This is a genomic window from Pimelobacter simplex, assembly GCF_024662235.1.
Lineage (GTDB): Bacteria > Actinomycetota > Actinomycetes > Propionibacteriales > Nocardioidaceae > Nocardioides.
This window is the reverse complement of sequence record NZ_CP096276.1, coordinates 5,721,521-5,740,429: the sequence shown is the minus strand read 5'-3', so window position 1 is coordinate 5,740,429 and position 18,909 is coordinate 5,721,521. Positions and strand designations below refer to the sequence as shown.

Here is an 18,909-nt window from a genome sequence, read left to right as displayed (position 1 = left end):
CGCGACGACCTTCACCGGCCCGCCTCCTCGACCGCCGCACGGAGCAGCGCCTGGCGGTCGGGCTTGCCGTTGGCCAGCAGCGGGATCGCGTCGAGCCGGACCACCTGGCGCGGCGCCCACGCCCGTGCGTGCGCCGCGGCGACCCAGTCGCGCAGGTCGTCGAGCCCCGGCGGGCCGACCACGAACGCGACGACGCGGTTGCCCCACTCCGGGTCCGGTACGCCGAGCACCTCGGCCGCGCTCACCTCGGGGTGCGCGCGCAGCCGCTCGGCCACGGCCGGGCCGGGCACGTTGAGCCCGCCGGTGACGATGACGTCGTCGACCCGGCCGATCACCACCAGGTGACCGTCGTCGTCGATCCGGCCCGCGTCGGAGGTGAGGAACCAGCCGTCGACGAGGACCTCGCGGGTCAGCTCGGGCTGCCCGGCGTACGCGGTGAAGAGCGTGGGACCGGCCAGCCGGATCCGGCCGCCCTCGCCCAGCGCCACGGCGACACCGTCGAGCGGCAGGCCGTCGTACACGCAGCCGCCGGCGGTCTCCGCCGACCCGTACGTCGCCACCACTCGCACGCCCGCCTCGGCCGCCCGCGCCCGCAGCGCCGCCCCGATCGGCCCGCCACCGAGCAGCACGGTGTGCGCCCGCCGCAGCGCGACCGCGTCGACGGGATCGTCGAGCATCCGGGTCAGCTGGGTCGGCACGAGCGACACGAACCAGTCCTCACCGTCGGGCCAGCCGTCGCGCTCCAGCAGCGTCGGGGGGTGCCCCGCGACGAGCGAGCGGGCGAGCACCTGGACCCCGGCGACATAGGTCGGCGGCAGCGCCAGCACCCACGGTCCGCTCGCCCCGAGCCGGGCCGCGGAGGCCCGCACCGAGGCCAGCACGGCCGCGCGGGAGAGCACCACGCGCTTCGGCGTACCGGTCGATCCGGAGGTCTCCACGACCAGCCCGGAGGCGTCGCCGGGGGGCGGGTCGAGGAGCCAGCGGCGCAGCCGGTCGACGACCTCACCGGGCTCGCCGCGCGCCGTCCAGAAATCCACCTGACAGACGCTAGGGCATGTCTGCTCATTGATCGCCGTCGCGAGCGGTGTTTGCGGCCGATCTGGCAAGGCCGAGTCGCGAAGGCGGGCCGGAGGCCCGTCGAGTCGGCGAGAACGCCGCCAGATCGAGTCGCAAACATCGCGCAGCAGGCGATAAATGAGCAGACATGTCCTATCGCTCAGGCGGAGAATCCTCCCGATGAGCACTCCCGTCTCGGGCCGGGGCGCGAGCATGCCTGCTGCCCTCCGCCGCCTGATCCCGCCCACGCCGCTGTCGCGGCGCCTCGCCGTCCAGTCGGTGCTGTTCTCGACCGGCGACGGCGCGTTCAACACCGGCAGCGCGGTCTTCCTCACCCAGGTGGTCGGCCTGTCCGCCGGCAAGGTCGGCCTGGCGATCACCATCGCGGGCGTCGCGGAGTTCCTGCTCGCCTACCCCGCCGGCCGCATCGTCGACCGGTTCGGGCCCAAGCGGATGTGGGCGCTGAGCAACCTGGGGCGCGTCGCGTGCTTCCTGGCACTGCCGTTCGTCGGCTCCTTCCTCGAGTACGTCGTCGTGGCCGTCGCGTTCGCCGCCTTCGAGTCCGCCGCGACCGCGGCCCGCAACGCCTACGTCCTCGACGTGCTGCCGACCAAGGAGCGGGTCGAGACGCAGGCCTACATGTACTCCTCGCTCAACGTCGGCTTCACGCTCGGCGCGATCATCGGCGGTGTCGCGCTCGCCTTCGACAGCCTCACCGTGATCCGCTGGACGCCGGTGTTCACCGCGGTCCTGCTGCTGGCCAACGCCTACTGGATCACCCGGCTGCCCGACGCGCCCCACGACCTGCGGGTCGCGAGCGGCGAGGCGCGGGTGCGGCCCGAGGGGCCGGGACCGATGCGCAACCCGGGCTGGATCCTGACCAGCTTCTTCCTCGGCACGCTGTGGACCAACCAGGTGCTGCTCAACATCGTGATCCCGCTGTGGCTGGTCGAGGCGACCGATGCGCCGCACGTGCTGCTCGCCTGGCTGTTCGCGACCAACACGGTGCTGTGCATCTTCCTGCCGGCGTACACGGCGCGGGGGGTGCGGACCCTGCGCGACGGCATGCGCGCGATCTGGATCTCCTCGGCGTTCTTCGTGGTCTCCTGCCTGATCACGATGGTCACCCACTCGACGGTGGGCCTGATCACCGTGCTGCTCGTCTGGGTCGGGCACGTCACCGTGACCGGTGCCGAGGTCGCGGTCTCGGCGGCCGGCTGGTCATTCCAGGCCGAGCTGATGGACCCGCGGCGGCGCGGCGAGTACCAGGGCGTCAAGGAGATCTTCGGCGCCCTCGGCGGCCGCTGGGCGCCGGCGCTCTACACCTTCCTCGCCCTGGAGTGGGGCGCCGAGGGCTGGCTCGTCATCGGTGGGATCATCGTCCTCGCGACGGTCGGCATGGGACCGTCGGTCCGCATGTCGCACTCCTTCGCGCGGCGGAACTGGACCCACGAGCACGAGGAGGTCGCCGCGTGAGGTGGCTCGTACGCCTCGCCGGACCGACGCCCCTCGTCCGCCGGCTGTCCACCCAGTCGGTGCTGTCCGCCTTCGGCGACGGGGTGTTCCTCACCGGCAGCGCGGTCTTCTTCACCCAGATCGTCGGGCTGAGCGCGGCCCAGGTGGGCCTGGGCCTGAGCATCGCGGGCGCCGTGACGTTCGCGCTCGCCGTACCGCTGGGCAAGCTCGGCGACCGGTACGGCGCCAAGCGGGTCTGGGCGATCTCCTCATTGATCGAGGCGCTGCTCTACCTCGCCTGGCTGGCGATCGGCGGGCTCGGCGCCTTCATCCTGATGATGATCGTGCTCGAGAACGTCTCCTCCGCGAGCCGCTCGGCGCGCAACGCCTACCGCTTCGACGTCTTCCCCCGCGAGGAGCGGGTGGCGTCCAACGCCTACTTCCGCGCCGCCCGCAACGTCGGCTACACCTTCGGCGCCCTGCTCGCCGGCCTCGCACTGGCGACCAACGACGACAACATGATCCGCGCCGTCCCGCTCGTCACCGCCGGGCTGCTGGTGCTCAACGCGGTCCTCGTCGCCCGGCTGCCCGCCGCGATCCACCACACCGAGGAAGCGCCCCTGGAGGCCGTCCTCGAGGACGCCGGCGACAAGCGCAGCGCCCTGCGCAACAAGGGGTACGTCGCGATGTCGGTCTGCGGCGGCGTCCTCGGCACGCACCAGGTGCTCCTCAACGTCGTCATCCCTCTGTGGCTCGTCTCCGAGACCGACGCCCCGCGGGTGCTGCTCGCCTGGCTGTTCGGCACCAACACCGTGATGGCGGTCCTGCTCCAGGTCGCCGCCGCCCGCGGCATCACCACCGTCGCCGACTCGCTGCGCGCCCAGCGCCGCGGTGCGTACTTCTTCGTGCTCTCCTGCGGCATCGTGCTCGTCACCCACGACACCGTCGGCTGGGTGACGATCCTGCTCGTGTGGATCGGGCACGTCACCGTGACCGGCGCCGAGCTCTTCCAGTCCGCGGGCGAGTGGGGGCTGCAGGCCGAGCTCTCCGACCCCGCCCGGCGCGGGGAGTACCAGGGCGTCTCGCAGCTCGGCTACACCCTCGGCACGGTCTGGGCCCCCGCGGCCTACACCTTCCTGGCGATGGAGTGGGGCACGCCCGGCTGGATCGTCATCGCCACGATCGTCGCCGTCGCGGCCGTCGCCATCCATCCCGCCGCGCGCGCCGCCGAGCGGCACCTGACCCGGATGGGCATCGACACCGCGCAACCTGCTTGAATCGAGCGTTATGGCTACTGCTGCCCACTGGATCGCCGGCGCCCGGCTCCGCACCCTCCCCGCCGCGATCGCGCCCGTGCTCGCCGGCACCGCCGTCGCGACGTACGCCGACGAGCTGGTCTGGTGGAAGGCGCTGCTGGCACTCGTGGTCAGCCTCGCGCTCCAGGTGGGCGTCAACTACGCCAACGACTACTCCGACGGCATCCGCGGCACCGACGACGAGCGCGTCGGCCCCCTCCGCCTGGTCGGCTCCGGCCTCGCGACCCCGGCCGCCGTGAAGCGGGCGGCCTTCCTGTCCTTCGGCGTCGCCGCCGTGGCCGGCCTGGTCCTCGCCGCGACCACCTCGTGGTGGCTCGTGCTCGTGGGCGCGATCAGCGTCGTCGCCGCCTGGTACTACACCGGCGGCTCGAAGCCCTACGGCTACCTCGGGCTCGGCGAGGTCATGGTGTTCGTCTTCTTCGGCCTCGTCGCCGTCGTCGGCACCACCTGGGTGCAGACCACGACCTGGGGCACTCCCGGCTGGGCCTCGCTCGCAGCCGGCGCCGGCGTCGGCGCTCTGGCCTGCGCGATCCTCGTCGCCAACAACCTGCGCGACATCCCCACCGACACGGTGGCCGGCAAGATGACCCTCGCGGTGCGGCTGGGCGACCGCCGTACCCGGGTGTTCTACGGGGTCCTCGTCGCCCTCGCCGCCCTCGCCCTCGTCGCCGTCGCCGCCCTCACCACCTGGTGGGCGCTGCTCGGCCTGGGCTTCCTGCTCCCCGCCGGCACGGCCGTGCGGACGGTCCTGGGCGGCGCCCAGGGACCGGGGCTGATCCCGGTGCTGCAGAAGACCGGGGTCGCCGAGCTGGTCTGGGCGGTCCTGGCGGGCGTCGGGCTCGTCGTCGGCGCAGCCTGAGCGGTCCCTGCCCCCAGCAAGGCAGCGGCGGGAACCTCCACCCAGGAGGCGCAGGGCGCGAGGAACGAGCAACCGGAGCCGACGAAGGCCGAGGTTCGCGCTCGCGCCGACCGGTGGCCGCCCGACGACCCCGTCCGGCTCACGCCTCGACTGCGGCGCGGCAGCGCGGCGCGACGCAGGAGCGACGCGCTCGCGCCCTCTGGCTCAGTCCTCGTCTTCCTTGGCCCGCAGGTTCTCGTAGCGCTCGGAGATCCGTCCCGCGCGCCCCTCGACCTTGGCCGCGAAGGCGTTGCGCTGCCGCTCCAGCAGGACGTACGACGCGACGCCGCTGATGATGAAGGCGATCACCGCCACCCAGACGAGCGTCACGGAGTCGGCCACGGCGTACCAGACGCCGAACACGATGCAGAACGCGCCGACGAACAGTCCCAGCCGCAGACCGGTGTAGATCCAGAACTCCTTCACCCCACCAGGGTAGGTCGCGGCCCGCCGGCGACGGACATCGGGACTCCGCGTCCATCGCTACCGGGGGGCGCCTACCCTGGAGGGGTGAAGCTCCTGCTCGTCGTCCTCGTGTTCGCAGCCGCGACCTACCTGGCGGTGCGCTGGATGCAGGACCGCGGGCACGGCGGTACGCCGACGCCCCGCGGTCCGAGCAAGCCGCGGCCGCCGGCTCGCCCGGTGGCGCCGGACGACGACGAGTCGTTCCTGCGCGACCTCGAGCGCAAGCGCCGCCAGGAGCGGCGTCAGCAGCAGCAACAGCCGCCCGACGGCCCCGACGCCTGAGCGCTAGCCGCGGAGCGGGATCGAGGACGGCGCCGGGAACGGGGTCTGGTCGACGATCCGCTCGGCGGCGTACGAGTGCTGGCTCGTGGTCGAGAAGTAGTTGATCCCGATGAAGTTGAACCACAGCGTGGCCAGGCCGATGATCGCCAGCATGGCGGCCTTGCGGCCCTTCCAGCCGGCCGTGGCGCGGGCGTGCAGGTAGCCGGCGTAGACGACCCAGGTGATGAACGCCCAGACCTCCTTGGGGTCCCAGTTCCAGTAGCGGGACCAGGCCTCGTGCGCCCAGATCGGGCCGGTGATGAGGACCGCGAAGGTCCACACCGGGAAGGCGAAGGCGTGCACGCGGTAGGCGAGGCGGTCGAGGGCGTCGAGCTGGGGCACCCGCGCCAGCCAGCCGCTGAGCTCGCGGTCGGCGGCCCGGGCGCGGCGCTCGGCGCGCATCCGGACCAGGTACATGATCGAGGCGATGCCGCCGAGGGTGAAGGCGCCGGTGGCGATGATCGCGGAGATCACGTGGATGACCAGCCATGGCGAGTTGAGCGCCTCGGTCAGCGGCGCGACCTCGTCGTGCAGCCAGATCACGGCGGTCATCAAGGTGGCCACGAGGAAGGCCACGACGAGCGGGCCCATCCAGTTGAGGGCGAGCTTCTTGTAGAGGACGACGTAGAGCAGCGCCACGACGAAGGTGCCCGAGAGGGTGAACTCGTACATGTTGCCCCACGGGACCCGGTTGGGGTCCGCAGCCATGCCGCGGCCCAGCAGGGACACGAAGTGGATAGCGCAGCCGAGGGCGGTCAGCAGGTAGCCCAGGCGGCCCAGGAAGGCCACCCGCTGGGCGTGGCCGGCGGACTCCGCGATGACCTCGCTGCCGGCCCCACCGGCCGCGACGAGCTCGCGGTCGCGCGCCGGCTGGCGCAGCGAGGCCCACTCGGCGAGGTGTACGAGAAGGGCGATGAAGTAGACGAGTCCGGCCATCGCGACGGCCTGGTTGCTCAGCGTCTCCCACGCGGTGTTGCTCACTTGGCCGCCTCCTGCAGCTGGTCCACCAGTGCGGCGAGGACCTCGTCCATCTCGCCGTTGCCCGAGCGATCGAGCACGGCGATCTCGACGAGGGTGCCGCCGGTTCCGTTCATTGTGCCTTCTGCGTCGCCGGCGTCCGGCCCCGCCCCCGTGGGCGCCGGGGCGGGGACCGCCCGGACCCAGACGCGGCGCGGCCGGAGGAAGAGCGAGGCGCACAGGCCGATCAGCGCCAGGATGACGCCGCCCAGGGCGATCTCCTTGCCGGGCGTCTGGCTGATCTGCACCCGGATCCAGGGGTCGACCCGGTCGAAGGTGACCGTGCCGAGGCCGTCGGGCAGCTTGACCGTGTCGCCGACCTGGAGGTCGACGCGGAACGGCTTGCCGTCCTTCTTCTTGACCTGGGTGGCCTTGGACTTGTCGAGCACGTAGACCGACTGCGAGGCACCCGTGTCGAGGCCGAGGTCGCCGGTCCAGGCGAGCATCGACACCGTCGGCAGCAGGTCGTCGCCGAAGACGGTGACTGGGTTGCCGTCGATCATCTCGAAGGTCGGGTAGAAGAGTCCGTCGAGGCCGATCTGGCCGGGCTTGGCGGTCGGCGCCTTGATCACGCCGTACGACAGGAAGCTGGCGTCCTGGGGCAGGAAGACCGTCGGTCCGGTGTAGGCGATCTTGCCCTCGCCGTCGCGCACCGTGATCACCGGCGCGTAGCCGTGGCCGATGAGGAAGACGTCGGTGCCGTCGAGCTCGAGGGGGTGGTTGACCCGCAGGTCGTACTTCTTCGCCGGGCCGTCGCCCACGTGGTAGGTCAGCCCGGCCTCGAACTCGCGGGCCTGACCGGCGCGCGGACCCGACTTGAGCCAGTCGACGGAGAACTTGTCGACCGAGAAGCGGAAGTTCTGCATCTGGCTCTGGCGGAACAGGCTGCCGGGCTTGAAGTCGTCGTACTGGGTGAGGTTGTTGCTGAACGTGGTGCCCTCGACCAGGATCACGCCGCCCTGGTAGCCCCACAGCCCACCCATGCCGACGCCGGCCATGACGATCAGCAGCGAGAGGTGGAAGACCAGGTTGCCCGCCTCGCGCAGGTAGCCGCGCTCCGCGGCGACGTAGTCGTCGCCCTCGGCCGCCGGGCGCACCCGGTGGCGCCGGCCCAGCAGGGTGCGCGCCCGGGCCAGCACCTCGTCGGCCGACTCGTCGGTGCGGTACGTCGTGTGCACCGGCAGCCGGGTCAGGTGGCGGGGCGCGGCCGGGGGCTTGGCCCGCATCGCGCGGTAGTAGACGAGCAGCCGCGGCACGATGCAGCCGACCAGCGAGATGACCAGCAGCAGGTAGACCGCCGAGAACCACGGCGAGCTGTAGACCCCGAAGAGGTCGAGCTTCTCGTAGTACGGCGTCAGCTTGGGGTGCTCGCTCTTCCAGCGGGTGACGGCGAGCGAGTCGACGTCGTCCTGCGGGATGACCGAGCCGGGGATCGCCGCGAGCGCCAGCAGGAGCAGCAGCATCAGCGCGGTGCGCATCGAGGTGATCTGGCGCCACATCCACCGCACGAGCTCGCGTGCGGTCAGCTCGCCGGGACGGCGCTCAGCGGTCTTGGACTTGCTCACACGATGACCTCGAAGTTCTGGACCAGCTGCAGCTGCAGCCACTGCACGAGGTAGGTCCACCAGCCGGTCACCATGAGGATGCCGATGAGGACCAGGAAGCCGCCGCCGATCCGCATCACCCACTTCTGGTGACGGCGGACGAAGCCGGTCAGGCGCAGCGTCCGGCGGTAGGCGAGCCCCGCGATGATGAAGGGGATCCCGAGCCCGAGCGCGTAGAACAGCGACAGCAGCGCGCCGCGCATGGCCGTCGCGTCGGTGTAGGTGAGCCCGATGATCGCGCCGTACGTCGGCCCGACGCACGGCGTCCAGCCGATCGCGAAGAGCGCGCCGATGAGCGGGGCGGCGCCGAGGCCGACCGAGGGGATCTTGTGGATCCGCACGTCGCGCTGGAGCCACGGCAGCGCACCGGCGAACACCAGGCCGAGCACGATGAGGAGGGCGCCGAGCCCGATCTGGATCTCGGTGTCCCAGCGGCGCAGCCACGGGCCGAGCGAGCCGAAGGCCGCGCCCATGAGCACGAAGACGACCGCGAAGCCGAGCACGAAGAGGATCGAGCCGAGCAGCATCCGGCCGCGGCGCCGGGAGGCCTCGCCGGAGGCGAGGTCGGCGCCGGACAGGCCGGTCGCGTAGGAGAGGTAGCCCGGCAGCAGCGGGAGCACGCAGGGCGAGAAGAAGGAGACCAGGCCGGCGATCATCGCGACCGGCACGGCGAGGCCGATGGAGCCGGCGAAGACCTGCTCCTGGAACCAATCACCCATCGGTCTCCGCCAGGGTGTCCTCAACGACCGTGGTCAGCGTGCTCTTGGACGGGATCGGCCCGTTGATGAGCGCCGCCACCCGGCCCTCGCGGTCGAGGACGAGCGTCGCCGGCGGTGCGTACGGCGCGTAGCGGCCCATCTTGAGCAGCGTCTCGCTGCCCGGGTCGTAGAGCGAGGGGTAGTCGACGCCGCGGTCGCGCTCGAAGGCCTCGGCCGTCTCGGGCGCGAGGTCGCGGATGTTGATGCCGAGGAAGGAGACGTTGTCCTTGCCCAGCTCCTTCTCCGCCTCGACGAGCATCGGCATCTCGGCCCGGCACGGTCCGCAGCCGGACCACCAGACGTTGATCACGACGACCTTGCCGCGCAGGTCGGTGATGTCGAGCGGCTCCCCCTGCACCGTCGTACCGCTGAAGGCGAGCGGCTTCTCGCGGTCGTCCTTGGCGACCTCGACCACCTGGCCGTCACCCTTGACGAAGTTGAGGTCGCCGGTGCCGTCGATCTTGGAGCAGGCGGAGGCGAGCAGGACCATGCCGACGAGCAGCAGGGCGCGGACCGGGCGGGGGAAGCGGGTCATGCCGGCGGGGTCCCCTCGGGTTTGTTCTCCTCGGGCGCGTCACCGGCCGAGAACGGCGCGGCGATGTCGCCGGTCGGGATCAGGTCGATGGCCGGCTCGGCGTAGGCGACCTCGACGAGCTCGTCGCCGGCGAAGCCCAGCGAGGTGATCGAGCACAGCGTGCACTGGCGCTTGCGCGGGTCGTGCAGGAACGAGCGCCCCTCGACACTGAGCCGGGTGGTCCAGATCGGGAGCTGGTGGGAGACCAGCACCGCCTCGTGGCCCTCGGCGGCGCGCCGGGCGTCGTGGACGGCGGCCATCATCCGCGCCACGATCACCTTGTAGGGCTCCCCCCACGACGGCTTGAGCGGGTTGTAGAGGTGGCGCCACAGCAGCGGGTTGCGCAGCGCGTTGTTGCCCTTGCCGAAGGTCATCCCCTCGAACCGGTTCTCCGACTCGATGACCCGCGGCTCGAGACCGACCTCGAGGCCGAGCGCGGCGGCCAGCGGCGCGGCCGTCTCTTGCGCGCGCTCGAGGGGCGAGGAGCGGATCACGGTGATGTCGTTGCCCCGGAGGTGCTCGGCGACCCGGTCGGCCATCGCCCGGCCGCGCACCGAGAGGTGGAAGCCGTCGCGGCGGCCGTAGAGGATGCCCTCGGGGTTGTGGACCTCGCCGTGGCGGACCAGGTGGACGATCGTGTCGGGCGTGCTCATCGGGCGGCTCCGGTCCCACCGGCGGCCGCGGCGGCGGCGCGGGCGGCGGAGGGCAGTGCGTCGAGGACGTGCTGGACCGCGCGGTCGTCGTGGGAGGACGAGACGAACCAGGCCTCGTACGCCGACGGCGGCAGGTGGACGCCCTGGTCGAGCATCGCGTGGAAGAAGGCACCGTAGGCGGTGGCGTCGGTGCGCTGGGCCTCGGCGTAGTTCGTGACCGGAGCGTCGGTGAGGAACACCGAGAACATCGAGCCGGTCGACTGGATCACGTGCGGCAGGCCCGCGGCGCCGAACGTCTCGGCGACGCCGGCGCGCAGCGCGTCGGCGACGACCCCGATCCGGGCGTAGACCGCGTCGTCGGCAGCGGTGAGCGTGGCCAGGCCGGCTGCGGTGGCGACCGGGTTCCCGGAGAGGGTGCCGGCCTGGTAGACCGGGCCCTCAGGTGCCAGGTGGGCCATCACGTCGGCACGGCCGCCGAACGCCGCGGCCGGGAAGCCGCCGCCCATCACCTTGCCGAAGGTCATCAGGTCGGGCGCCCAGCCCTCGACGGCGCCGTCGGTCCCCCACTGGCCCGCCTTGGAGACCCGGAAGCCGGTCATCACCTCGTCGCTGACGAACAGCGCCCCGTGGGCCCGGCAGGTCTCGGCGAGGAACTTGTTGAAGCCCGGCGCCGGCGGGACCACGCCCATGTTGCCCGGCGCGGCCTCGGTGATCAGGCAGGCGATCCGGTCGCCGTGCTCGGCGAAGGCCGCGGTGACGGCGGCGGGGTCGTTGTAGGGCAGCACGAGCGTGAGCTCGGTGGAGCTGGCCGGCACGCCCGGCGTACCGGGGAGCGAGAAGGTGGTCAGCCCCGAGCCCGCCGCGGCGAGCAGCGAGTCGACGTGACCGTGGTAGCAGCCGGCGAACTTCACGACCACGTCGCGGCCGGTGAAGCCGCGGGCGAGCCGGATGGCCGACATCGTCGCCTCGGTGCCCGAGGAGACCAGGCGCAGCCGCTCGACGGGAGTACGGGCGACGATCGCCTCGACGAGGGCCACCTCGCCCTCGGTCGGCGTCCCGTACGACGACCCGCGGGCCGCCGCGATCTGGACCGCCTCGACCACCGCTGGGTGGGCGTGGCCGAGCAGCATCGGGCCCCAGGAGCAGATCAGGTCGACGTAGGTGTTGCCGTCGACGTCGGTGAGCCAGGGCCCGGTGGCCTCCCGGATGAAGCGGGGCGTGCCCCCGACGGCGTTGAACGCGCGGACCGGGGAGTTGACGCCGCCCGGCGTCACGGCACGGGCTCGGGCGAAGAGCGCCTCGGAGCCGGAGGTCAGTGGTGCGGGCACCGCGCCATTGTCGCCGATGGGCCCTAACGGGCCCGCACCGCGGTCCGTCTTGGACACCCGTCCATATCACGTGGCTCACGTTGTCTGACGGAACATGTGACACCCGTAACGTCGGTGTGTCACGATTCGTTGGCCAAGTGTCGCGTCGTACAGCGGACCCGCACTGAGGGTTCGCGGCACGTCTGCGGCTCACAGGTGGGCGCTGAGGGAGCGGCTCACGCGAGACGGCCACTGGCCATGGGGAGAGAAACACGACATGACGAGGAAGCGTCTGGGTCGGCTGCAACGCGCCGCCACCATCATTCCGCTCGCTCTGCTGTCGGCAGCCTGGACCGCGTCGGTCGCCGGGATCGGTGGCGTCAGCGCCCCGGTCGCCGCCGCCGAGACGCCGGGCCAGGTCACCGACGGGACCAGCGTTCCCGAGGAGTCCATCGAGGACCCGGCGAGCCTGTCCGACCCGGCGACGGTCGAGGGCATCGACGACGGCAACGAGGCGGGCATCGTCTCGGCCGCGTCCACCAACGCGATCCCGGCGGCCGCCCTCGCGGCGTACCAGCGGGCCGAGACGGTGATCAACTCCGCCGACAAGACCTGCAACATCACCTGGCAGCTCATCGCCGCCATCGGCCGCGTCGAGTCCGACCACGGCCGCGTCGGGGGCAACGTCCTCAACGACGACGGTGTGGCCACCCCGGGTGTCTTCGGCCCCGCGCTCAACGGCCGCAAGAACACCAAGGCGATCTCCGACACCGACGCCGGCGTCTACGACAACGACCCGCAGTGGGACCGCGCCGTCGGCCCGATGCAGTTCATCCCGTCGACCTGGCAGGTCGTCGGTGTCGACGCCGACGACGACGGCCGCCGCGACCCGCAGGACATCGACGACGCCGCGCTCGCCGCCGCCGTCTACCTCTGCTCCGGTGACGGCGACCTGTCGACCGTCGTCGGCCAGCGCGCCGCGGTCTACCGCTACAACCACAGCCAGGCCTACGTCGACCTGGTCCTCAAGATCATGAACGCCTACCTCGAGGGCGACTTCACGTCGGTCCCGAACAACTCCACGGCCGCGGGCTACATCGTCCCCGAGCCGCCGAGCTTCGGCGTCAACGGTCCCAAGAACATCAAGCCGGGCAAGAACGGCTCCAAGGGCGGTGGCAACGGCTCCAGCAACGGTGGCACCGACACCCCCGGCACGCCGACGAACCCGACCAACCCCGGCAACCCGGGCAACCCCGGGAACCCGGGTAACCCCGGCAACCCGCCGACCAAGCCCACGCCTCCCAAGACCCCGCTCGACCCGGTGGTCGAGGGTGTCGACGAGGGCGTCGGCGCGGTCACCTCGGGTCTGATCAGCGGCGTCCTGGGCCTGCTCACCAAGCAGGAGGCGGCCGACGCGTGCCGCGCCCAGTACCCCAAGCTGACCCAGACCGTGCAGCTGCTCGGTTGCCTCGTGAGCTACGGACTCAAGACCCCGTAGCCCACCCCCGCACGACGTGCGAGAGCCCTGGACCCACCCCCCGGTCCGGGGCTCTCGTCTTTTTGCCCGTCGGGGCCCGGCTCAGCGCCGCAGGAGCCGCGCGGCCTCGGTCGCCCAGTAGGTCAGGATCATGTCCGCCCCGGCCCGCCGGATCGAGGTCAGCGTCTCGAGGATCGCCGGCTCCCGGTCGATCCAGCCGTTGGCCGCGGCGGCCTCGACCATGGAGTACTCCCCCGAGATGTTGTACGCCGCCACGGGCACCCCGAGCTCACCGGCCGCGTCGGCCACCTGGCGCAGCACGTCGAGGTAGGCCAGGGCCGGCTTGACCATGACGATGTCCGCGCCCTCCTCGAGGTCGAGCAGCATCTCCCGGACGCCCTCGCGGGCGTTGCGCCGACCGTCCTGCTGGTAGGTACGGCGGTCGCCCTGGAGCGCGCTGTCGACGGCCTCGCGGAAGGGCCCGTAGAAGGCGGAGGCGTACTTGGCCGAGTAGGCCAGGATCCCGGTGTCGGTGAACCCGGCCTCGTCGAGCGCGTCACGCACCACCGCGACCTGACCGTCCATCATCCCGCTGGGACCGACCAGCGCGGCGCCGGCCTGGGCCTGGACGACCGCCATCTCGGCGTACCGGGCGAGGGTGGCGTCGTTGTCGACCCGCCCCGCGGCGTCGAGGACCCCGCAGTGCCCGTGGTCGGTGAACTCGTCGAGGCACAGGTCGCTCATCACGACCAGCGCGTCGCCGACCTCGGCCGCGACGTCGGCCAGCGCGACGTTGAGGATGCCCTCGGGATCGGTCGCGCCGGAGCCGATCGCGTCCTTGGTCTCCGGTACGCCGAACAGCATGATCCCGCGCAGCCCCGCCTCCGCCGCCTCGGCCGCCGCCTTGCGCAGCGAGTCGCGCGAGTGCTGGACCACGCCCGGCATCGAGCTGATCGGGACCGGCTCGGTGGCGCCCTCGCGGACGAAGGCGGGGAGCACCAGCTGGCTCGGGAGCAGGGTGGTCTCGGCGACGAGGTCCCGCATCGCCGCCGTGGTCCGGAGCCGGCGGGGACGGACGACGGGACGCAGGAAGTCGCTCATGGGTCCGAGTCTAGGAGCGCCCGCCGCCGCCCCGAAAAAGCCGCCGGCCCGGCCCGCACGTGGCGGGACCGGGCCGGTCGGAGGTGCGCTCAGGCCTTGCGGCGCCGCGCGGACGGCTTGCGGTCGCTCGGCTTGGTGACCGGCTCGCCGGCCTCCAGCAGGGCGGCGCGGCGGTCCGCGCCGAAGCCGGCGAGGGCCTCGACGAGCAGCTCGACGTCCGGCTTCGGGGCCAGGACGTCGACCCGCAGGCCGTGCTCCTCGGCGGTCTTGGCCGTGGCGGGCCCGATCACCGCGATGATCGTCGACGGGTGCGGCTTGCCGGCGATGCCGACGAGGTTGCGCACGGTCGAGGACGACGTGAAGACGACGGCGTCGAACTTGCCGGTCTTGATCGCGTCGCGGGTCGGCGCCGGCGGCGGGGCCGCGCGGACGGTGCGGTAGGCGGTGACGTCGTCGCACTCCCAGCCGAGGTCGATCAGGCCGGCGACGAGGTTCTCGGTGGCGATGTCGGCGCGCGGGAGGAAGACCCGGTTGATCGGGTCGAGCACCTCGTCGTACTCCGGCCACACCTCGAGGAGACCAGCGGCGGACTGCTCGCCCGAGGGGACGAGATCGGCGCGCAGGCCCCAGTCGGCGATCGCCTGGGCGGTCTTGTCGCCGACCGCGGCGATCTTGAGGCCGGAGAAGGCACGGGCGTCGAGGCCGTACTCCTCGAACTTCTCGCGCACCGCCTTGACCGCGTTGACGGAGGTGAAGGCGATCCACTCGTAGCGGCCCTCGACCAGGCCGCGCACGGCCTTGTCCATCTGCTGCGGGTTGCGGGGCGGCTCGACGGAGATCGTGGGGACCTCCTCGGGGACGCCGCCGAACTCGCGGATCCGGTCGGAGAGCGAGGCGGACTGCTCCTTGGTGCGGGGCACCAGGACGCGCCAGCCGAAGATCGGCTTGGTCTCGAACCACGAGAGCTTCTCGCGCAGGTCGACCACGGCGCCGATGACGATGATCGCCGGCGGGGCGATCCGGGCGGCGCGGGCGTCGGCGGCGATGTGCTCCAGCGTGGAGGTGATCGTCTGCTGCTCGGTGGTGGTGCCGACCCGGGTCATCGCGACCGGGGTCTGCGGCGAGCGGCCGATGGCGATGAGCTGCTTGGCGATGTCGCCGATCTGGCCGACGGCCGAGAGCAGGACGAGGGTCGGGGTGTCGGCGTACCGGCTCCAGTCGACCTTGTCGCCGCAGGTGACCACGGCCATCTCGCGGTAGTCCTTGGTGGTCAGCGGGATTCCGGCGTACGCCGGGACCGCGGCCACCGAGGAGACGCCGGGGACGACCTCGAAGCCGAGGTTGGCCTTGGCGACCGCCTGGGCCTCCTCGGGCCCGGAGGCGTAGAGGAACGGGTCCCCGCCGAGCAGCCGGACCACACGCAGGCCGCGCTTGGCCTGCTTGACGACGACCTTGGCGCGGGCGGCGTGGGTCAGCGGCTGGCCGTCCTCGCCGAAGCCGCCGTCGACCAGCTCGGCCTCGACCGGCTCGGCGAGCGTCTCGCCCGGGGCGGGAACGCGTGCCTGGGCGGCCCGGTTGCGGATCACCCGGACGAGGTCGGCGTGGCCGGCCTCCTCGGTGATGACGACGTCGGCGTCCTCGATGAGCTTCACGGCCCGCACCGTCAGCAGGTCGGGGTCACCGGGACCGGTGCCGACGAAGGCGACCCCTCCGGGCTGGGCGGCCTGGGGAGCGGCGGGAGTCGGGGCAGCCTTCTTGGCTGCGGTGGCTCGCGTCATGCGTTGTGCACCTCTGCAGATCGTGCGGACGGGTGGGAAGTCGAGTCAGGGGTGGCCATCAGCTCGGCGGCGCCGTCGGCCAGCATCTCGGCGGCCAGGGCCTCGCCGAGCGCGGTCCCGGCGGCGGGCCAGCCGGCCGGGTCGTCGCCGAGCGGAGCGGAGGCGGAGCGGCGGACCGAGAGCCCGCCGTCGGGGGTCAGGACGACGGCCCGCAGCCACAGCTCGGGACCGTCCTCGCCCTCGGCGAGGTCGGCCAGCGCGCCGATGGGTGCCGCGCAGCCGCCTTCGAGCACGGCCATCACGGTGCGCTCGGCGTGGATCGCGGCCCGGGTCGCCGGGTCGTCGAGGGCGGCGACGGCGACGAGCGTCGCGGCGTCGCCGCTGCGGCACTCGACGGCGAGCGCGCCCTGCCCGGGGGCGGGGAGCACCTGGAGCGGGTCGAGCACCTCGGTGACGTCATCGAGCCGGTCGAGCCGGGCCAGGCCGGCCCGGGCGAGCACGACGGCGTCGAGGACGCCCTCGCGGACCCGGCCGATCCGGGTGTCGACGTTGCCGCGCAGGCCGTGCAGCTCGACACCGAGGCCGAGCGCCTCGATCTGGGCGACGCGGCGCGGGGAGCCGGTCCCGACCTTGCTGCCCGGGGGCAGCTCACCGAGGGTGAGCCCGTCGCGGGCGACCACGACGTCGCGCGGGTCCTCGCGCGGCGGGACCGCGGCGAGGGTGATCCCCTCGGTCGGGTAGGTCGGCAGGTCCTTGAGCGAGTGCACGGCGACGTCGACCTCGCCGGCGAGCAGCGCGTCGCGCAGCGCGCTGACGAAGACGCCCGTCGAGGGTGCGCCGACCAGCGAGGTGCCGGCCGCCTGGCTGCGGTCGCCGTCGGTGGTGATCTCGACCAGCACGGTCTCGACACCGAGCCGCTCGGTGAGAGCGGCGGCGATGTGACCGGACTGGGTGGTGGCGAGCGCGCTGCGGCGGGTGCCGATGCGAAGGGTCATGAGGTGCCCTCCTCGACGTTGACCGGACGGGTGACGGCGTCGACCGCCTCGGGGTCGAGCGCGAAGAGCTCGGCGAGGGCGGCGGCGTACGAGACGGCGCCCTGCTCGTTGGCGAGCTCCTTGACCCGGACGGTCGGCTCGTGGAGCAGCTTGTCCGCGACCCGGCGCACGGTGTGGCGGATCTCGGCGCGGGTGGCCTCGTCGAGCTCGGGCAGCCGGGCGTCGAGGCGGGTCATCTCGGCGTCGACGACCGAGGTGGCCATCGAGCGGAGCGCGACCACGGTCGGCGTGACGCTGGCCTGGCGGCGCGCCGCGAGGAAGGCGGTGACCTCCTCGCCGAGGATCCGGCGGACCTCCTGGACCTCACGGCCGGTCGGGCCGCCGTGGAGCACCTCGGCGAGCTCGGCCAGGCCGATCCGGCTCACGCCGGGCAGGTCGATGACGTCGAGCGCGATGTCGTGGGGCAGGGCGAGGTCGATGAGCGCCAGCGGCCGGGTGGCACCGGCGCGGGCCGCCTCGAGCTGGGCGCGGTCGATGACCGTGCCCGACGAGCCGGTGCAGCTGATGACGACGTCGGCGCGGCCGAGCTCCTCGCTCAGGTCGGCGAGCCGGACCGCCTGACCGGCGTACTGGACGGCGAGGCGGACCGCGCGGTCCACCGACCGGTTGACGATCGAGAGGTGCCCGGCGCCGAGGCGCTGGGCGGTCGCGGTGGCCAGGCCGGCCATCGCGCCGGCGCCGACCACGACGACGTACTTGCCCTCGAGGGGGCCGACGGTCTGGGCGGTCTCGTCGAGCGCGGCGCTGACCAGGGTCGGGGCGACCTGGTCGATCTCGGTCTCGGCGCGGGTCCGCTTGCCGACGCGCAGCGCCTGCTGGAAGAGCGAGTTGAGGGCGGGCCCGACGGTGCCGAGCTCCTGGCCGCGGCGCAGCGCGTCGCGGGTCTGGCCGAGGATCTGACCCTCGCCGACCGCCATCGAGTCGAGGCCCGCGGCGACCTGGAAGAGGTGCGAGATCGCGCCGTCGTCGTAGTGCACGTAGAGGTGCGGGAGCATCGCCTCGGTGGTGCCGCCGGCGCGCTCGACGAGCAGCCGCGAGAGCTGCTCGATGCTGCCGTGGAAGCGCTCGACCTCGGTGTAGATCTCGAGCCGGTTGCAGGTGGCGATGACGGTCGCCTCGGTGACGTGCTCGCACGCCGCCGCGTCGGCCATCAGCTTGTGGACGCCGTCGTCGTCGAGCGCGACCTGCTCGAGCAGCGCGACCGGCGCGGAGTTGTGGGAGATCCCCACGACCAGCACGCTCATGCGACACCTCCCTCGGCCGCGTCGGCGGCCTCGACCGGCTCGGCCGGACCGGCCGGCTCGGCGACGCCACCGTTGGCCTTGCGCTGCTCGTGGTAGGCGAGGATCTGGAGCTCGATCGACAGGTCCACCTTGCGGACGTCGACCCCCTCGGGCACCGCCACGACGGCCGGGGCGAAGTTCAGGATGCTGGTGATGCCGATCGCGACCATCCGGTCGGCGACGTCCTGGGCGGCGTGCGCCGGCGTAGCGATGACACCGATCGCGACGTCGTGCTCGCGGACGATCTCCTCGAGCTCGGCGAAGGGCCGGACGGCGATGTCGGCGACGGTGCGCCCGACCAGCGCCGGGTCGGCGTCGAGCAGCGCGACGACCCGGAAGCCGCGGCTGCGGAAGCCGGAGTAGTTGGCCAGGGCGTGCCCCAGGTTGCCGATGCCGACGATGACGACGGGCCAGTCCTGGGTCACCCCGATCTCACGGGCGATCTGGTAGCGGAGGTAGTCGACGTCGTACCCGACGCCTCGGGTGCCGTAGCTGCCGAGGTAGGACAGGTCCTTGCGCAGCTTGGCGGAATTGACGCCCGCAGCGGTCGCGAGATCCTCGCTCGAACAGGTGCGAATGCCGTTGTCGGCCAGCGCCGTCAGCGCCCGCAGGTAGACGGGCAGCCGGGCGACCGTGGCCTCCGGGATCACCCGGGCGGCATCCGTCGAACTCCGTGTGGTCACAGCTCCGCTTTCCAGCCGGACCCAACCGATCATCGGGGCCCGGCTCGATCACTGTAGGAGTTTGTGAACGTGAGAACAAAATGCGCGGGAGCGCAACTCGACAGACGT

The 18,909-nt window shown here is 72.5% G+C and carries 18 protein-coding genes; 5 read left to right on the top strand and 13 right to left on the bottom strand.

From position 1 onward, the window contains the following. Positions 1–11 precede the first annotated feature (11 nt). The gene (locus M0M48_RS28120) at positions 12–1,037 is read right to left on the bottom strand and encodes an AMP-binding protein (protein ID WP_257753660.1); all 1,026 of its coding nucleotides are present in this window, start codon (positions 1,035–1,037) and stop codon (positions 12–14) included. A 199-nt stretch (positions 1,038–1,236) separates the two neighbouring features. On the opposite strand from M0M48_RS28120, the gene M0M48_RS28115 reads away from it, so the two are divergent. Genes M0M48_RS28115 through M0M48_RS28105 form a run of 3 tightly spaced genes read left to right on the top strand, consistent with a single transcriptional unit; the run spans position 1,237 to position 4,686 of the window. After that, a complete protein-coding gene (locus M0M48_RS28115; RefSeq protein ID WP_257753659.1) occupies positions 1,237–2,532 on the top strand; it encodes an MFS transporter in 1,296 nt (431 codons plus the stop codon). Next, positions 2,529–3,788, top strand: coding sequence for an MFS transporter (locus M0M48_RS28110; protein WP_257753658.1), 1,260 nt, complete (start codon positions 2,529–2,531; stop codon positions 3,786–3,788). The genes M0M48_RS28115 and M0M48_RS28110 overlap by 4 nt, the downstream gene beginning before the upstream one ends. A gap of 10 nt (positions 3,789–3,798) precedes the next feature. Continuing rightward, positions 3,799–4,686, top strand: coding sequence for a 1,4-dihydroxy-2-naphthoate polyprenyltransferase (locus M0M48_RS28105; protein WP_257753657.1), 888 nt, complete (start codon positions 3,799–3,801; stop codon positions 4,684–4,686). A 204-nt stretch (positions 4,687–4,890) separates the two neighbouring features. Here M0M48_RS28105 and M0M48_RS28100 read toward each other — a convergent pair whose 3' ends face one another. Then, positions 4,891–5,151 carry a DUF4229 domain-containing protein gene (locus tag M0M48_RS28100; RefSeq protein ID WP_215813587.1) on the bottom strand — a complete coding sequence of 87 codons (261 nt, stop codon included), beginning with the start codon at positions 5,149–5,151 and terminating at the stop codon, positions 4,891–4,893. Positions 5,152–5,235: 84 nt separating this feature from the next. Here M0M48_RS28100 and M0M48_RS28095 point away from each other — a divergent pair, with 84 nt between their 5' ends. Next, positions 5,236–5,472 (top strand): hypothetical protein, encoded by a 237-nt coding sequence (locus tag M0M48_RS28095; RefSeq protein ID WP_215813588.1) that lies wholly within the window; start codon positions 5,236–5,238, stop codon positions 5,470–5,472. Positions 5,473–5,475: 3 nt separating this feature from the next. Here the strand turns inward: M0M48_RS28095 and ccsB are convergent, their stop codons facing one another. The 6 genes from ccsB to hemL are packed head-to-tail and all read right to left on the bottom strand — an operon-like array spanning position 5,476 to position 11,445. Continuing rightward, a complete protein-coding gene (ccsB, locus tag M0M48_RS28090) occupies positions 5,476–6,492 on the bottom strand; it encodes a c-type cytochrome biogenesis protein CcsB (protein ID WP_257753656.1) in 1,017 nt (338 codons plus the stop codon). Next, on the bottom strand, positions 6,489–8,093 hold the full coding sequence (resB, locus tag M0M48_RS28085) for a cytochrome c biogenesis protein ResB (RefSeq protein ID WP_257753655.1): 1,605 nt from the start codon (positions 8,091–8,093) through the stop codon (positions 6,489–6,491). Before resB ends, ccsB begins: the two co-directional genes overlap by 4 nt. Next, positions 8,090–8,851 (bottom strand): cytochrome c biogenesis CcdA family protein, encoded by a 762-nt coding sequence (locus M0M48_RS28080; RefSeq protein ID WP_257753654.1) that lies wholly within the window; start codon positions 8,849–8,851, stop codon positions 8,090–8,092. The genes resB and M0M48_RS28080 overlap by 4 nt, the downstream gene beginning before the upstream one ends. After that, positions 8,844–9,425 carry a TlpA disulfide reductase family protein gene (locus M0M48_RS28075; RefSeq protein WP_215813591.1) on the bottom strand — a complete coding sequence of 194 codons (582 nt, stop codon included), beginning with the start codon at positions 9,423–9,425 and terminating at the stop codon, positions 8,844–8,846. The genes M0M48_RS28080 and M0M48_RS28075 overlap by 8 nt, the downstream gene beginning before the upstream one ends. Continuing rightward, positions 9,422–10,117: a histidine phosphatase family protein gene (locus M0M48_RS28070; RefSeq protein ID WP_257753653.1), complete on the bottom strand. Its 696-nt coding sequence runs from the start codon at positions 10,115–10,117 to the stop codon at positions 9,422–9,424. The genes M0M48_RS28075 and M0M48_RS28070 overlap by 4 nt, the downstream gene beginning before the upstream one ends. Further along, positions 10,114–11,445: a glutamate-1-semialdehyde 2,1-aminomutase gene (hemL, locus tag M0M48_RS28065; RefSeq protein ID WP_257753652.1), complete on the bottom strand. Its 1,332-nt coding sequence runs from the start codon at positions 11,443–11,445 to the stop codon at positions 10,114–10,116. Before hemL ends, M0M48_RS28070 begins: the two co-directional genes overlap by 4 nt. 256 nt (positions 11,446–11,701) lie before the next feature. Between hemL and M0M48_RS28060 the strand changes: the two genes are divergently transcribed. After that, entirely contained in the window at positions 11,702–12,922 is a 1,221-nt protein-coding gene (locus M0M48_RS28060; RefSeq protein WP_215813593.1) for a lytic transglycosylase domain-containing protein, read from the top strand. A gap of 81 nt (positions 12,923–13,003) precedes the next feature. Here M0M48_RS28060 and hemB read toward each other — a convergent pair whose 3' ends face one another. The 5 genes from hemB to M0M48_RS28035 form a co-directional block, all read right to left on the bottom strand. Continuing rightward, entirely contained in the window at positions 13,004–14,002 is a 999-nt protein-coding gene (gene hemB / locus M0M48_RS28055; RefSeq protein WP_215813594.1) for a porphobilinogen synthase, read from the bottom strand. Between the two features lie 89 nt (positions 14,003–14,091). Continuing rightward, a complete protein-coding gene (locus M0M48_RS28050; protein ID WP_257753651.1) occupies positions 14,092–15,780 on the bottom strand; it encodes a bifunctional uroporphyrinogen-III C-methyltransferase/uroporphyrinogen-III synthase in 1,689 nt (562 codons plus the stop codon). Beyond that, the gene (gene hemC, locus M0M48_RS28045) at positions 15,777–16,775 is read right to left on the bottom strand and encodes a hydroxymethylbilane synthase (RefSeq protein ID WP_257753650.1); all 999 of its coding nucleotides are present in this window, start codon (positions 16,773–16,775) and stop codon (positions 15,777–15,779) included. The genes M0M48_RS28050 and hemC overlap by 4 nt, the downstream gene beginning before the upstream one ends. Then, entirely contained in the window at positions 16,772–18,079 is a 1,308-nt protein-coding gene (locus M0M48_RS28040) for a glutamyl-tRNA reductase (RefSeq protein ID WP_215813597.1), read from the bottom strand. The genes hemC and M0M48_RS28040 overlap by 4 nt, the downstream gene beginning before the upstream one ends. Further along, a complete protein-coding gene (locus M0M48_RS28035) occupies positions 18,076–18,834 on the bottom strand; it encodes a redox-sensing transcriptional repressor Rex (RefSeq protein WP_257753649.1) in 759 nt (252 codons plus the stop codon). The genes M0M48_RS28040 and M0M48_RS28035 overlap by 4 nt, the downstream gene beginning before the upstream one ends. Positions 18,835–18,909: the final 75 nt, after the last annotated feature.

What these genes read in the sequence shown, in the direction of transcription:
- M0M48_RS28115 (WP_257753659.1), top strand. Translation starts at nt 1,237, where the DNA reads ATGAGCACTCCCGTCTCGGGCCGGGGCGCGAGCATGCCTGCTGCCCTC.
- M0M48_RS28075 (WP_215813591.1), bottom strand. Translation starts at nt 9,425, where the DNA reads ATGACCCGCTTCCCCCGCCCGGTCCGCGCCCTGCTGCTCGTCGGCATG.
- M0M48_RS28080 (WP_257753654.1), bottom strand. Translation starts at nt 8,851, where the DNA reads ATGGGTGATTGGTTCCAGGAGCAGGTCTTCGCCGGCTCCATCGGCCTC.
- M0M48_RS28070 (WP_257753653.1), bottom strand. Translation starts at nt 10,117, where the DNA reads ATGAGCACGCCCGACACGATCGTCCACCTGGTCCGCCACGGCGAGGTC.
- hemB (WP_215813594.1), bottom strand. Translation starts at nt 14,002, where the DNA reads ATGAGCGACTTCCTGCGTCCCGTCGTCCGTCCCCGCCGGCTCCGGACC.
- M0M48_RS28105 (WP_257753657.1), top strand. Translation starts at nt 3,799, where the DNA reads ATGGCTACTGCTGCCCACTGGATCGCCGGCGCCCGGCTCCGCACCCTC.
- M0M48_RS28060 (WP_215813593.1), top strand. Translation starts at nt 11,702, where the DNA reads ATGACGAGGAAGCGTCTGGGTCGGCTGCAACGCGCCGCCACCATCATT.
- M0M48_RS28050 (WP_257753651.1), bottom strand. Translation starts at nt 15,780, where the DNA reads ATGACGCGAGCCACCGCAGCCAAGAAGGCTGCCCCGACTCCCGCCGCT.
- M0M48_RS28035 (WP_257753649.1), bottom strand. Translation starts at nt 18,834, where the DNA reads ATGATCGGTTGGGTCCGGCTGGAAAGCGGAGCTGTGACCACACGGAGT.
- M0M48_RS28040 (WP_215813597.1), bottom strand. Translation starts at nt 18,079, where the DNA reads ATGAGCGTGCTGGTCGTGGGGATCTCCCACAACTCCGCGCCGGTCGCG.
- hemC (WP_257753650.1), bottom strand. Translation starts at nt 16,775, where the DNA reads ATGACCCTTCGCATCGGCACCCGCCGCAGCGCGCTCGCCACCACCCAG.